Raw genomic sequence first — 13,044 nt, 5'->3', positions numbered from 1 at the left:
ACGCCACACCAGGAGCGCCGCGGACCGGCGGGTCGAGTTCGTCCCGGACCGGGACGGCATGGCCTGGCTCTCCGCCCACCTTCCGGCCGACACCGCCGCCGGGATCTGGGACCGGACCACCGCGGCGGCCCGCGCCCTCCAGGGCCCGCACGAGTCACGGACCCTGGCCCAGCTCCGCGCCGACATCACCGCCACCTGGCTCCTCACCACCGGCACCGGCACGGGTGCGGGAACGGACGACGGCGGCACCGGCGGTACGGCAGACGACGGCACCGGCACCGGCACCGGCACCGGCACGGGGGTGAGAGCTCGTGCGGGTGGGCTTGTTCCGGTCCCGCGGGCGCAAGTTTTGGTCACGGTCCCGGTCCTGTCCCTGCTCGGCGCCACCGAGGAACCGGCCGTCCTGGACGGGTACGGGCCAATCCCGCCCTCGATGGCCCGGCGCCTGGTCGCCGACGGCGCCGGTTCCTTCTCCCGGGTCCTGACCGACCCCCGGGACGGCGCCCCGCTGGAAATCGGCCGGACCAGCTACCGCCTGACGACGGCCCAGCGCCACTGGCTCCGGCTCCGCGACGGCCGGTGCCCGTTCCCCGGCTGCGGCAACCATTCCCTGGACAACGAGGCAGACCACCTCACGCCTCCGCCTGGACACCGGACCGGGCCAGCAAAGACCACCCGCCCGGCTGGACCTCACCGTCCGGACGGCACTATCCCAGCGAACACCAGGACTGGGAACCACCCCACTGGCCCGAGGACTGGCTGCCCCACATCCCAGCCACGGACACACGCCCGGAACCCGACCCCGACACAGGCCCGGATCAAGGCTTGCCCGCGTATCCAGGACATCGTTGCGAACCGGAACCGCTCCCGGACTGCCATCCCGGCCAGAATCCCGTCCCGGAGCCCGAAATTGAACTGCCTCCGGACCCGTTGCCGGACTGGCATCAATTCACCGCTGGACACCCATTTGCCGACACGGAAGCGGACGATCCGGGCTGGCCAGCACGCGCGGACGGTCTTTCCGCGGACGGCGGCCTGTTCCACTGTGTGTGATCTACCCCCGGTCACACTTACGTTGGCGCCCGAAGAGCAGCTGCGGCCAATCGGGCAACTGCTACGCCTGCTGATCCGTTACCAGGATGCGCACCGAGCACAGCTCCGCGGCAGCCTTCTTCAGCACTGCGGCGCGCGGATCCGGGACGTCGAGGAACGCCAGCCGCGGCCGTGCCGCGTACTGCTTCAGAATCGGTTCGGCGAGGACCTGCCCGGCAAGGGTCCGGTCGCCGCCGGGAGCCAGATACTCGATCGGGTGCTCCGCGAAAATCCGCCCGGCGTGCTCGGCGACGGCCTCCACCAGGGCATCGGCCTGGTTGGCGCGCCGCCGGGCAAAACGTTGCTGGGACCAGCCGCCGGCAGCCGTCCGCGACTGGACGTGGCGCGTGCCGGTCTTGGACGCCAGCACGGTGCCGGCGCTGACCACAGCAACCGAATATCCGCCGCGGCGGACCAGCACGGTGCCGATGCTCCGCGACTGGGACGCCAGGGAAGCGAGGCGGGCGACGGCGTCGCCGCCGCTCCCGGGCCGGCCGTCCGCCGGCCACGGCGCCTGGAGCAGGGCTACGGCGCCGTCGGCGGCGCGCAGCTGCAGACCGGCGTCGAGCTCCTCCTCCACCAGTGCGCCGTGGCTCGCGGCGAAGCGGTCCACCCAGCCCGGCAGCCGGTCGCCGGAGACGAAGGCCACACGGGTGTCGGGGCTGGACATGGCAGGTACTCCGTTGCTGGGATGAGGGTGAGAAGGCGTCAGGAACTAGAAGTAGCCTATCTATGTGGATGATCTCTTTGGTGCAGGGCGGGACAACGCCGACGGAAGCGACGACTTCGGCGCAGCGGACGGTGCCGCCGACGATTCCGGCGACGCTGGCCAGACCGGCGAGAGCCGCCGGGTCTCCCCGCGCAGCCCGCTCGCCGTCCGGATGCGGCCTCGGACACTTGATGACGTGGTGGGCCAGCAGCACCTCCTCGGCCAAGGCTCGCCGCTGCGCCAGCTCGCCGCCGGCACGGACGCCACCGGCCCCGCGGGTCCCAGTTCACTCATCCTCTGGGGCCCTCCGGGTACCGGCAAAACCACGCTCGCGCACGTCATCGCCAAGGGCCCAGGGCGGAAGTTCGTCGAGCTCTCCGCCATCACCGCCGGCGTCAAGGACGTCCGCCGTGTCATGGACGAAGCCCTCACCGCCCGTGACCTGTTCAAAACCACCACTGTGCTGTTCCTGGATGAGATCCACCGCTTCAACAAGGCCCAGCAGGACGCCCTGTTGCCCGGCGTCGAGAACCGCTGGGTGGTCCTGGTCGCCGCGACCACCGAAAACCCCTCCTTCTCCGTCGTTTCCCCGCTGCTATCGCGCTCCCTGCTGTTGACGCTCAAACCGCTCACCGACGCCGATGTCGAGGGCCTTCTCCTGCGGGCCGCAACGGATGACCGCGGGCTCGGCGGCAAAGCGGAACTCAGCGACGATGCCCTGGCACACCTCGTCCGGCTCTCCGGCGGGGACGCCCGCCGCGCGCTGACCGCGCTTGAGGCGGCGGCCGGTGTCGCGTTCGGGGACGCGGACGACACTGACGCAGTCGTAGCCGGCACAGCCAGCGGGGCGCCCGAGACGGCCCCGGTGAAGATCGAGCTCAAGCACACGGAGCGCGCCCTGGACGTCGCCTCAGTCCGCTACGACCGGGCCGGGGACCAGCATTACGACGTCGCCAGCGCGTTCATCAAGTCGATCCGGGGTTCCGACGTCGACGCGGCGCTGCACTACCTTGCCCGGATGCTGGAGGCGGGCGAGGACCCCCGGTTCGTTGCCCGCCGGATCGTGATCTCGGCGGCCGAGGACGTCGGCATGGCGGACCCGACGGCGCTGCAGACCGCCGTCGCGGCTGCCCAGGCCGTACAGCTGATCGGCATGCCGGAAGGCCGCATCATCCTCGCCGAGGCCGTGGTGCATCTGGCCACTGCGCCGAAGTCCAACGCCGCGTACATGGGGATCAACCAGGCGATCGCCGACGTCCGCGCCGGGCTCGGGAACGGCATCCCGGCCCACCTGCGCGATGCCCACTACCCGGGCTCGAAACAGCTGGGTCACGGCAAGGGCTACAAATACGCCCACGACGCCCCGCATGCCGTGGCCACCCAGCAGTACCCGCCCGATGACCTCATCGGACGCAACTACTACGAGCCCACCGGCAACGGGGCCGAACGCGACATCGCCACCCGGCTTGAGCGGCTTCGGAAGATCATCCGCGGCAAGTGAAAGGCACGTGAAAGGCATGTGACCAGCGGCTGGTCCGCAGCGGACTCCAACGCCGGAATCCGCCGTTGACATAGGGGCCAAGAGGTCTAACGTGGAATTACGGCGGCATGGATCTGCTGACCGTCCGTGCGGCGCAGGGGACAGCGCGGTCACATCGCTGGCTCCCTCGTTCCGGACCCCGGAACGGCAGCCGGCTTCGCTCTATCCCAGCTCATCCAGCGCGAGCGTTCCCGTCCCGTCCCCGGCAGGTGTCCCATGAGTATCAACTTCGTTACAGCCATGGCAGTGAAGTCCTTCGATGTTCCGGACAAGAAACGGTGCCCGGACAAGGCCGAATTCGACCTCTGCACAGTGAACGACTACTCGGTGGCCCGGCTGATCCTGGGCCCGGGCTGGCGGTGGTCGGAGAACACCAGACCCTACGAGCGGACCGACGTCTGCCTGCACCACCATCTCGGTTTCTGCATTTCCGGTGAAATGGAAGTCGAAACGGCCGAAGGGCTGCGCTCCACGATCCACGCCAACGACACCTACGCGATTCCGCCGGGACACGACGAATGGGTGGTGGGCCCGAAACCGTTCGTGGCCGTGGAATTCCTGGGCGCGGCGTCCTTCGGGCGCAGCGGTGTCCGGGGAGCGCACGCCAGAATCTGACTTCGGTCCGCCGGCCGGATCTGGTAGGCTGGACCGTTGTCTGGCAAGGCACGGACGCACAATCCATGGAAACTTCGGTTCGATGAGGGTTGCCCTGTGCCCAGTAGCAAAAGGCAGCGGTTGGCCGATGCTCTCCATCGTGGAGGCCAGTAACACTGACACACCGCAGATATTGGAAGGACACAAGTGGCTAACAACACTCGTGCTCGCCGTACCGCACGCCTTTCGCGTGCACTCGGCATCGCTCTGACCCCCAAGGCCGCCAAGTACATGGAGCGCCGCCCGTACGGCCCCGGTGAGCATGGCCGTGCCCGCAAGAAGCAGGACTCCGACTACGCCGTACGTCTGCGCGAAAAGCAGCGTCTGCGCGCCCAGTACGGCATCCGCGAAGCCCAGATGACCCGTGCCTTCGAAGAAGCACGCCGCACCAAGGGCCTGACCGGTGAAAACCTGATCGAACTGCTCGAAATGCGTCTCGACGCCCTCGTGCTGCGTGCCGGCTTCGCCCGCACCATCGCCCAGGCCCGCCAGCTGGTTGTGCACCGCCACATCCTCGTTGACGGCATCCGCGTTGACCGCCCGTCTTTCCGCGTCGGCGAGGGCCAGCTGGTCCACGTTCACAGCCGCAGCGAGACCATGCCTCCGTTCCAGGTTGCAGCAGCCGGCGCTCACCGCGACGTCCTGCCGATCGTTCCGGCCTACCTGGACGTCAAGCTTGACGCCCTGCAGGCCCGCCTGGTGCGCCGCCCCAAGCGTTCCGAGATCCCCGTGACCTGCGAAGAGCAGCTCGTCGTGGAATTCTACGCACGCTAATTCAAAAGGCATCACCTACAAAGAAGCCCGTGGCAAGCGCCGCGGGCTTCTTTGTATGTAAGGTACTTGGGGGAGTTCCCCGGGAGCCGGTTCTGCCCAACGGTTGAAACCGTCGGAACCCGACGCAACAAGCAGGTATCCCCTGCACTTCAAGGAGATGAGTGTCTATGTCTGGTGGCGATATTGCCGGCCTGATCGCGGCTGGAGTGTTTGCACTGCTGGTCCTGCTGCTCGCCGTGCCCATCCTGAAACTTGGGGGAGTGTTCGACGAAATGCGGACCACCATCCGCTCCATCAGCGACGGCGCCACCCCGCTCATGGACGAGGTCACCGCCACGGTGACCACCACCAACGAGCAGCTGAAGAAGGTTGACGGCATTTCCTCCAACGTCTCGGACGCCTCCGCCAACATCTCGGCGCTGTCCTCGCTCATGGCAGCCACCGTGGGCTCGCCGCTGATCAAGGTCGCAGCCTTCAGCTATGGCGTGCGCTCTGCCTTCAGCACCAGCAAAAAGCCCGCCACCGGCCGCCGTAGCCGCTAAATCCTCCAGGAGCACCTGACATGAACAGAATTATCTGGATGGGAATCGGCGTCGCGATCGGCGTTATCGCCTTCCGCAAAGTCACCGAAGCGCAGTCCGCCCTCGGCCCCGAGGGCCTGAACCGGGCCGTGGGACGGCTGACGGACGGCCTGCTCGACTTCGCCGATGCCGTCCGCGATGGCATGGGCGAGCGGGAGTCAGAACTCCGTACGGCCCTCGGGATCGAGACGGCAACGGACCTCGCTGCTGGCGGCACTGTCGCCCGCCGGGATGCGGTCCGGCGCTAGCCGGGAGAGAATTAGTAAGCAAGGTGCCCGTCACCGGGGGGCGACGGCGTGCCGACGCCCCGGTGTCGGGCACCAGATTGACGGGCCCGGATCAGTGCCGGTCCTCAGCTTGTCCCGCGCAGCACAGACGCGGGCCACCTAACGCAGTGAATATTGAAGGGTAAGAAAACAGCTCATGAAGTCGCAGGAGATCACCAAGCGCTGGATCGACTTTTTTGTCAGTAAGGGGCACACCGCTGTGCCCTCCGCCTCCCTGGTCTCCAGCGACCCGTCCCTGCTGTTTACGGTGGCCGGCATGGTCCCGTTCATCCCGTACCTGACCGCCCGTGAGGAGGCCCCCTACCAGCGGGCCACCAGTGTGCAGAAGTGCATCCGGACCGGTGACATCGAGGAAGTGGGCAAAACCGCCCGCCACGGCACGTTCTTCCAGATGTGCGGCAACTTCTCCTTTGGCGACTACTTCAAGGAAGACGCCATCAAGTTCGCGTGGGAGCTCCTGACCACCAGCGTGGACGACGGCGGGTACGGACTGCCGCCGGAGCGGCTCTGGGTCACCGTCTATGAAGAGGACGACGAGGCCGAGCAGCTGTGGCTGAAGAACACCGGCATGCCGGCCGAGCGGATCCAGCGCATGGGCAAGTCCGACAACTACTGGTCCACCGGCCAGCCCGGCCCCGCCGGTCCCTGCTCGGAGATCTACTACGACCGCGGCCCGTCCTACGGCGTCGAGGGCGGCCCCATCGCCGATGAAAACCGCTACGTCGAGATCTGGAACCTCGTGTTCATGCAGTACCAGATCGACAACGTCCGCTCGAAGGTGGATTTCGACATCACCGGAGAGCTGCCCAAGAAGAACATCGACACGGGCCTGGGCATGGAGCGCCTCGCGATGATCCTCCAGGACGTCGAGAACATGTACGAGACGGACCAGGTCCGCCCCGTGATCGACCGGGCCGCGGCCCTTTCCGGCCGGGAGTACACCTCCGCGGAGTCCGCCGAGGACCCGCACCACACGGACGACGTCCGCATGCGCGTCGTTGCCGACCACATCCGCTCGGCCCTCATGCTGATCGCCGACGGCGTGACCCCCTCCAACGAGGGCCGCGGCTACGTGCTGCGCCGCCTGATCCGCCGGGCCGTCCGCTCCATGCGCCTGCTCGGCGTCGAAAAGGCCTGCCTGCCGGAACTGCTGCCCGCATCGCGGGACGCCATGAAGGGTGTCTACCCGATCGTCGAGACCGACTTCGAACGCATCAGCCGGATTGCCTACGCCGAAGAGAAGGCGTTCCTGCGCACCATCGCCTCCGGCACCGCCCGCCTCGAGGACGCCGTCAAGGAATCCAAGGCCGCCAACCAGCCGCTCTCCGGCGCCGACGCCTTTGCCCTGCATGACACCTACGGCTTCCCGATCGACCTGACCCTGGAAATGGCCGAAGAGGCCGGGCTGAAAGTCGACGAGCCCGAGTTCCGCAAGCTCATGCTCGAGCAGCGCCAGCGCGCCCAGGCCGACGCCAAGGGCAAGAAGGGGTCGCACGCTGACCTCAGCGCGTTCCAGGAGCTGCTGTCCGCCGGCGAGACAGTCTTCACCGGCTACACCGAGCTTCAGGGCGAGTCCAAGGTCCGCGGCATCCTCTCCGGCGGCCGGAAGGTCGCCCAGGCCTCCACCGGCGATGAAATCGAACTGGTCCTGGCCGAGACGCCGTTCTACGCCGAAGCCGGCGGCCAGGCTGCCGACACCGGGCTGATCACCGGCGACGGATTCGTCGTCGAGGTCCTGGATGTCCAGCGCCCCGTCAAGGGCCTCAGCGTCCACAAGGCAATCGTCCGCGAAGGCGAAATCGGTGCCGACTCGCTGGTTCAGGCTGCCGTGGACCGGGAACGCCGCCACGCTGCGGAGCAGGCCCACACCGGCACGCACATTGTGCACGCTGCCCTGCACCAGATCCTCGGCCCGGAAGCCCTGCAGCGCGGCTCCTTCAACAAGGCCGGCTACTTGCGCTTCGACTTCGCCTGGGGTGAGGGCCTGAGCGCCGCCACCCGGTCCGAGATCGAGGAAGTCTCCAACATCGCCATCCGCAACAACTTCCGGGTGGAGACCAAGATCATGGGGCTCGCCGAGGCCAAGGCGCTCGGCGCCATGGCACTGTTCGGCGAGAACTACGGCAACGAGGTCCGCGTCGTGGAAATCGACGGCGCCTGGTCCCGGGAACTCTGCGGCGGCACCCACGTCGGGAACACCTCGCTGATCGGCAGCCTGTCCCTGCTCGGCGAACAGTCGGTCGGCTCAGGAAACCGCCGTGTCGAAGCCTTCGTGGGCATGGACGCGTTCCGGCACCTGGCCGCGGAGCGGGCGCTTGTCACCGAGCTCACGGAAATGCTCAAGGTTCCGTCCGGGCTGCTCGCGGACCGGATTTCCAGCACCCTGACCAAGCTCAAGACGGCCGAGAAGGAACTCGAGCGGCTGCGCAAGGAGCAGCTCACCGCCGCCGCAGCCCAGCTGGTCGGCACCGCCCAGGATGCCGCCGGCGTCAAGGTCATCGCGCACGACGCCGGCCAGGTCAGCGGCGCGGACGACCTGCGCGGCCTGGCCCTGGACCTGCGGACGCGTCTCGGGTCCGAGCCCGCCGCCGTCGCGGTGGCCGGTGTCAGCAACGACCGTCCCGTGATCCTGATTGCCACCAACGAAGCCGCCCGGGCGGCCGGAGTCAAGGCCGGTGCCCTGGTGCGCCTCGCCGCAGGCATCCTCGGCGGCGGCGGTGGCGGCAAGGACGACGTCGCCCAGGGCGGCGGGACCGACGCCGCCAAGGTCGGTGCTGCGCTCGGCGCCGTCGTGGACGCCATTACCAGGCGATAGCGGATCCCACGTGTCTGAAGCTACTGTGGCCGGCGTCTATCCGCGGGGCGTGAAGCTCGGGGTGGACGTCGGCACCGTCCGTGTGGGGGTGGCCGTCTGCGACCCCGACGGAATCCTGGCGACGCCGCTGCGCACGCTGGCTCGGAACGTGAAAAAGAACACCGACGTGCGAATCCTGGCCGCCCTGGCCGCGGAGCTGGGCGCCGTGGAGATTTTCGTGGGGCTGCCGCGCACCATGAAGGGCGAAGAGCACGCCTCCGCCAGGATGGCGACCGAGTACGCACAGCTGCTGGTACTGGCCCTGCAGGACGCCGGATCCGAGGTGCCCGTGCGCCTGGTTGACGAGCGGCTCAGCACCGTGAGCGCCCACCGCAACCTGCACGAAGCTGGCATGAGCAGCAGGAATCACCGTACAGTTGTTGATCAGGTTGCGGCGGCAGGTATTCTGCAACATGCGATTGATATGCAAAAGGCCAGGGGAACGGAGGTCGGAAACCGCGTGTACGCGGAGTCTGCGCCGGGGCCGACCGGAGGCGGCGCACAGACCGGCCCGGCAGTACAGACGCACTCTTCAGAACATGGAAGGCTACAGTGAGCCCGGTCAACAGTGATGACTCCTCCGGTGACGCCCTTGGTGGCACCGGCCGACCGCTGACGCGCAAAGAAATCCGGGCCCGGGAAAAGCTCCTGGCCACCCAGGGCCACAACGTGATCCCGCCGCAGGCTTTTGAGACGGGACCGGACGTCCCCACGCCGGCAACGGCACCGGCACAGGACAGCGAACTGCCGCGGTCCGCACCGGAACTTCCCGACGCGGCACCGACCGTGCACGAAGAAGCCGTTCGGGAAGAGCCCGTGCACGAAGAAGCTGCTCGGGAAGAGCCCGTGCGTGAAGAGCCCGCGCGCGACGAGCCGGTGCATGAAGAAGCCGTGCACGAAGAGCCCGTGCGCGAAGAGCCGGTGCGCGAAGAGCCGGTGCATGAAGAGCTTGTGCGTGAAGAGCCCGTGCAAGAAGACTTCACGCAGCTGATCCCTGTCCGCGATGTACCTGTCCACGAAGTACCTTCCCGCGACGAGCCCGTCCGCGAAGACGCCGGCCACGAGGACGTCGTCTATGCGTCAGCGGGCGGGCTCGGCTACGGATCCAGCCACGATGCGGCTGCCCATGACGCCGGCGTCCACGATGGCTACGCTCCGCACCCCCACGACGAGGCCCACCATCTCTACGACAACTCCGGTGACCCCCAGGCACAGCCGCAGCCGCACCCGGAAGCCGAATACCACGGCGACCCGGGCGAGGAGCTGATGGCCGGAGCGGCCCGCTACGACAAGGGACCGTCCAGGAAGGTCCGCCGCCGGCGCCGCTTCCTGGCCCTGGTGCTGACCCTGACGGTCTTCGTCGTCGCAATCGCCGTCGGCGCACAGTTCCTCAAGCCCCTCCTCGGCGGGGACACCATGGCCGACTACCCCGGCCCCGGAACCGGTGAGGTCACCATCACGATCGAACCCGGCACCGGAACGCGGTCCGTGGCCACCGAACTTCAGTCGAAAAAGGTCGTCGCCAACGCGGACACCTTCCTCAAGGAGTTCACCGCCTCCGGCGGTGCCCTGAACCCCGGCACGTTCTCGATGCGCCAGGAAATGAAGAACTCCGATGCCGTGGATGTCCTGCTCAACAAGGGCCAGAGCAAGGTCATGTACTTTGCGCTCAGCGCCGGGCTGCGGATCGGCGAATCCCTGCAGGCGATTTCCGAGGGCACCGGGATTCCTGTTCAGGACCTGAAAGCGCTCAGCGATGCGCCCGCGCAGTTTGGCGTCCCGGCCAAAGCCAAGAACCTCGAGGGCTACCTGGCGCCGGGGGAGTACCGCTTCCCCTTGGGTTCCTCCGCCAAGGACATTTTGCAGAAGCTCGTCGGCAGTACCCAGGATGAACTCAAGGCCCAGGGCGTTACCGATCCCGCGAAACAGTACGACGTCGTGACGGTGGCCAGCATCGTCCAGGCCGAAGGCGGCCAGGCCGAATATGGTGACGTCGCCGGCGCCATCTACAACCGCCTCAAGCCCAACAACACCGAGACCAACGGGCTCATCCAGTCCGATGCCACCGTCACCTACGGCCTGGGCATCCGCAGCTTCCACATCGACGAGGCCCAGAAGGCTGACAAGTCGAACCCTTACAACACCTACGCCAACCAGGGGCTGCCCGCCGGACCCATCGGTTCCCCCGGCAAGACGGCCATTGACGCCGCCGCCAAGCCCAAGTCCAACAGCTTCCTCTACTGGGTCACCATCAACCTGGACACCAAGGAGACCAAGTTCTCCAAGACGCTGGCGGAACACAACGGCTACGTGGCGCAGTACAACGCCTGGTGCGAGGCCAACCCGGGACGCTGCGTATGACGCTGCGGGCGGCCGTCCTCGGGCATCCCATCAGCCATTCGAAGTCGCCCGCGCTGCACCGGGCCGCGTACGCCCACCTGGGCGTGGATATCGCCTACTCCGCCATTGACGTGACCGAGGCCGCCCTGCCCGATTTCATGCGGCAGGTCAGGGACGAGGCGCGCGCTGACGGTTCCTGGCGCGGCCTGTCGGTCACCATGCCGCTCAAATCGGCCATGGTGGCGGAAGTGGACGACGTCCGGGGCATCGGGCGCGTACTCGGGGTCGTCAACACGGTTGCGTTCGAATCCGACGGCGGCAGTGCTGGCCACACGCGATTGGTCGCGTACAACACCGACGTCACCGGGATCGTCAACGCGCTCCGGCACGCGGGGGCAGCCTCGGCGCCCACCGCCGTGATCCTCGGCGGGGGCGGGACCGCGGCAGCAGCCATCGCGGCGCTCAAGGAACTGGGGGCGGTGTCCGCCGACGTGTTCGTCCGCGATGTCAGCCGTGCGGCAGAGGCCCGCGCGGCCTCCGCCGCCGTAGGCGTCCCCATCCGGGTGCTTCCCCTCGCCGGGGCGGCAGCCGCCGTCGCCGCGGCCGACGTCGTCATCTCCACGCTGCCGCCCCGCGCTGCAGACGCACTGGCCGGGGAACTGGCCGAAGAGCTGGCGGCGAAACGGCCAGGAGAACTGCCTCCGCATGGCAGCCCTGGCGTCCTCCTCGACGTCGCCTATGATCCATGGCCCAGCCGGATCGCCGCGGTCTGGCAAGACGCCGGCGGGACGGTGGTCCCCGGACTGGAAATGCTGATCTACCAGGCCGTGGAGCAGGTACGGCACTTCACCGGGCTGGGCGAGGCCCTCCCTGCCGGTGTCACAGATGTGATGTGTGACGCAGTCGGGGCGCCCCGACGGGTGTTCTAACCGCCCGACATGGCAGGATGGAATGTATGTTGCGTTGGTTGACTGCCGGAGAATCCCATGGCCCGGCACTGGTCGGAATAATTGAAGGCGTGCCCGCCGGTGTGGAACTCACCAGCGCCCACATCAGCGAGGCGCTGGCCCGCCGCCGGCTCGGCTATGGCCGCGGCGCCCGGATGAAATTCGAGCAGGACGTGGTCACGATCCTCGGCGGAGTCCGCCACGGCCTGACCCAGGGCGGCCCCGTCGCCATCCAGGTCGGCAACACCGAATGGCCCAAGTGGGAACAGATCATGTCCTCCGATCCCGTGGAGCCCGAAATCCTGGCCGACCAGGCCCGGAACGCCCCGCTGACGCGCCCGCGGCCCGGCCACGCAGACTTCACCGGCATGCAGAAATACGGCTTCGATGAGGCCCGCCCGGTCCTGGAGCGCGCCAGCGCCCGCGAGACGGCCACGAGGGTGGCGCTCGGCACGGTCGCCGCGGCCTTCCTCAAGCAGCTCGGCATCGAGCTCGTCTCCCACACCGTATCCATCGCCAGCGTCGCCGTGCCGGAGGGCCGGCCGCTGCCGGTGCCGGGGAACGTGCTCGCCCTGGATGCCGACCCGCTGCGCTGCTTCGACCGCGAAACCTCGGACGCCATGGTGGCCGAGGTCGACGTCGCGCACAAGGAAGGCGAAACCCTCGGCGGCGTCGTCGAAGTGCTTGCCTACGGCCTCCCGCCGGGACTCGGCAGCTACGTGCACTGGGACCGGCGCCTCGACTCGCGTCTGGCGGCGGCCCTCATGGGCATCCAGGCCATCAAGGGCGTTGAAGTAGGCGACGGCTTCCTGACCGCCGCGCGCCGCGGCTCCGCCGCCCACGACGAGATCGTCAAGGACGCGGACGGCAAGATCATCCGTACCTCCAACCGCGCAGGCGGGATCGAGGGCGGCATGAGCATTGGCGATGTCCTGCGCGTCCGTGCCGCCATGAAACCGATCGCCACCGTGCCCCGCGCGCTCAGGACGGTCGACGTCAGCACCGGGGAGGCCGCCAAGGCCCACCACCAGCGCTCCGACGTCTGTGCCGTGCCGGCCGCCGGTGTGGTGGCCGAGGCCATGGTGGCCCTCGTGATCGCCGAAGCGGTTGCGGAAAAATTCGGCGGTGACTCCGTGCAGGAGACCGCGCGCAACATCAAGGGTTACCTGGACAGCATTCCGGCGTCCCTGGACTCGATCGGCCACTAGTGCCGGCCGGGAAAACCGACGGGCCCTCCGCTGCGGCGCCGCCCGCGGCAAATAGCGT

11 protein-coding genes and 1 pseudogene are annotated in these 13,044 nt (G+C 68.1%); 11 read left to right on the top strand and 1 reads right to left on the bottom strand.

Features of this window, described 5'->3' with window-relative positions; genetic code table 11:
* Window positions 1-1,053: pseudogene (locus AC1DZV_RS12540) on the top strand (DUF222 domain-containing protein); the annotation flags it as partial.
* Window positions 1,054-1,114: 61 nt separating this feature from the next.
* Here AC1DZV_RS12540 and AC1DZV_RS12535 read toward each other — a convergent pair.
* Entirely contained in the window at window positions 1,115-1,762 is a 648-nt protein-coding gene (locus AC1DZV_RS12535; protein ID WP_476953823.1) for an acVLRF1 family peptidyl-tRNA hydrolase, read from the bottom strand.
* A gap of 64 nt (window positions 1,763-1,826) precedes the next feature.
* Here AC1DZV_RS12535 and AC1DZV_RS12530 point away from each other — a divergent pair, with 64 nt between their 5' ends.
* The 10 genes from AC1DZV_RS12530 to aroC all read left to right on the top strand — a co-directional run bounded on the left by AC1DZV_RS12530 (window position 1,827) and on the right by aroC (window position 12,986).
* Window positions 1,827-3,302: a replication-associated recombination protein A gene (locus AC1DZV_RS12530; RefSeq protein ID WP_476953822.1), complete on the top strand. Its 1,476-nt coding sequence runs from the start codon at window positions 1,827-1,829 to the stop codon at window positions 3,300-3,302.
* Window positions 3,303-3,557: 255 nt separating this feature from the next.
* The gene (locus AC1DZV_RS12525) at window positions 3,558-3,956 is read left to right on the top strand and encodes a cupin domain-containing protein (protein WP_028276474.1); all 399 of its coding nucleotides are present in this window, start codon (window positions 3,558-3,560) and stop codon (window positions 3,954-3,956) included.
* Between the two features lie 186 nt (window positions 3,957-4,142).
* Complete coding sequence (rpsD, locus tag AC1DZV_RS12520) at window positions 4,143-4,769, top strand: 30S ribosomal protein S4 (protein ID WP_018773157.1); 627 nt, start codon at window positions 4,143-4,145, stop codon at window positions 4,767-4,769.
* Window positions 4,770-4,936: 167 nt separating this feature from the next.
* The gene (locus AC1DZV_RS12515) at window positions 4,937-5,311 is read left to right on the top strand and encodes a DUF948 domain-containing protein (protein ID WP_476949406.1); all 375 of its coding nucleotides are present in this window, start codon (window positions 4,937-4,939) and stop codon (window positions 5,309-5,311) included.
* A gap of 20 nt (window positions 5,312-5,331) precedes the next feature.
* On the top strand, window positions 5,332-5,598 hold the full coding sequence (locus AC1DZV_RS12510) for a DUF6167 family protein (RefSeq protein WP_253906754.1): 267 nt from the start codon (window positions 5,332-5,334) through the stop codon (window positions 5,596-5,598).
* A gap of 175 nt (window positions 5,599-5,773) precedes the next feature.
* Window positions 5,774-8,452: an alanine--tRNA ligase gene (gene alaS / locus AC1DZV_RS12505; RefSeq protein ID WP_243177366.1), complete on the top strand. Its 2,679-nt coding sequence runs from the start codon at window positions 5,774-5,776 to the stop codon at window positions 8,450-8,452.
* A gap of 10 nt (window positions 8,453-8,462) precedes the next feature.
* Window positions 8,463-9,047, top strand: coding sequence for a Holliday junction resolvase RuvX (ruvX, locus tag AC1DZV_RS12500; RefSeq protein ID WP_476949407.1), 585 nt, complete (start codon window positions 8,463-8,465; stop codon window positions 9,045-9,047).
* The gene (gene mltG, locus AC1DZV_RS12495; RefSeq protein ID WP_476949408.1) at window positions 9,044-10,852 is read left to right on the top strand and encodes an endolytic transglycosylase MltG; all 1,809 of its coding nucleotides are present in this window, start codon (window positions 9,044-9,046) and stop codon (window positions 10,850-10,852) included. Before ruvX ends, mltG begins: the two co-directional genes overlap by 4 nt.
* Window positions 10,849-11,760, top strand: a complete 912-nt coding sequence (locus AC1DZV_RS12490; RefSeq protein ID WP_476953821.1) for a shikimate dehydrogenase — start codon at window positions 10,849-10,851, stop codon at window positions 11,758-11,760. Before mltG ends, AC1DZV_RS12490 begins: the two co-directional genes overlap by 4 nt.
* Window positions 11,761-11,786: 26 nt before the next feature.
* Window positions 11,787-12,986, top strand: a complete 1,200-nt coding sequence (gene aroC / locus AC1DZV_RS12485) for a chorismate synthase (RefSeq protein WP_028276469.1) — start codon at window positions 11,787-11,789, stop codon at window positions 12,984-12,986.
* Window positions 12,987-13,044: the final 58 nt, after the last annotated feature.

This window comes from Arthrobacter sp. P1_D12 (genome assembly GCF_056406175.1).
Note: the sequence above shows the minus strand (reverse complement) of the source record. Positions and strands in the feature narration are given on the sequence as shown.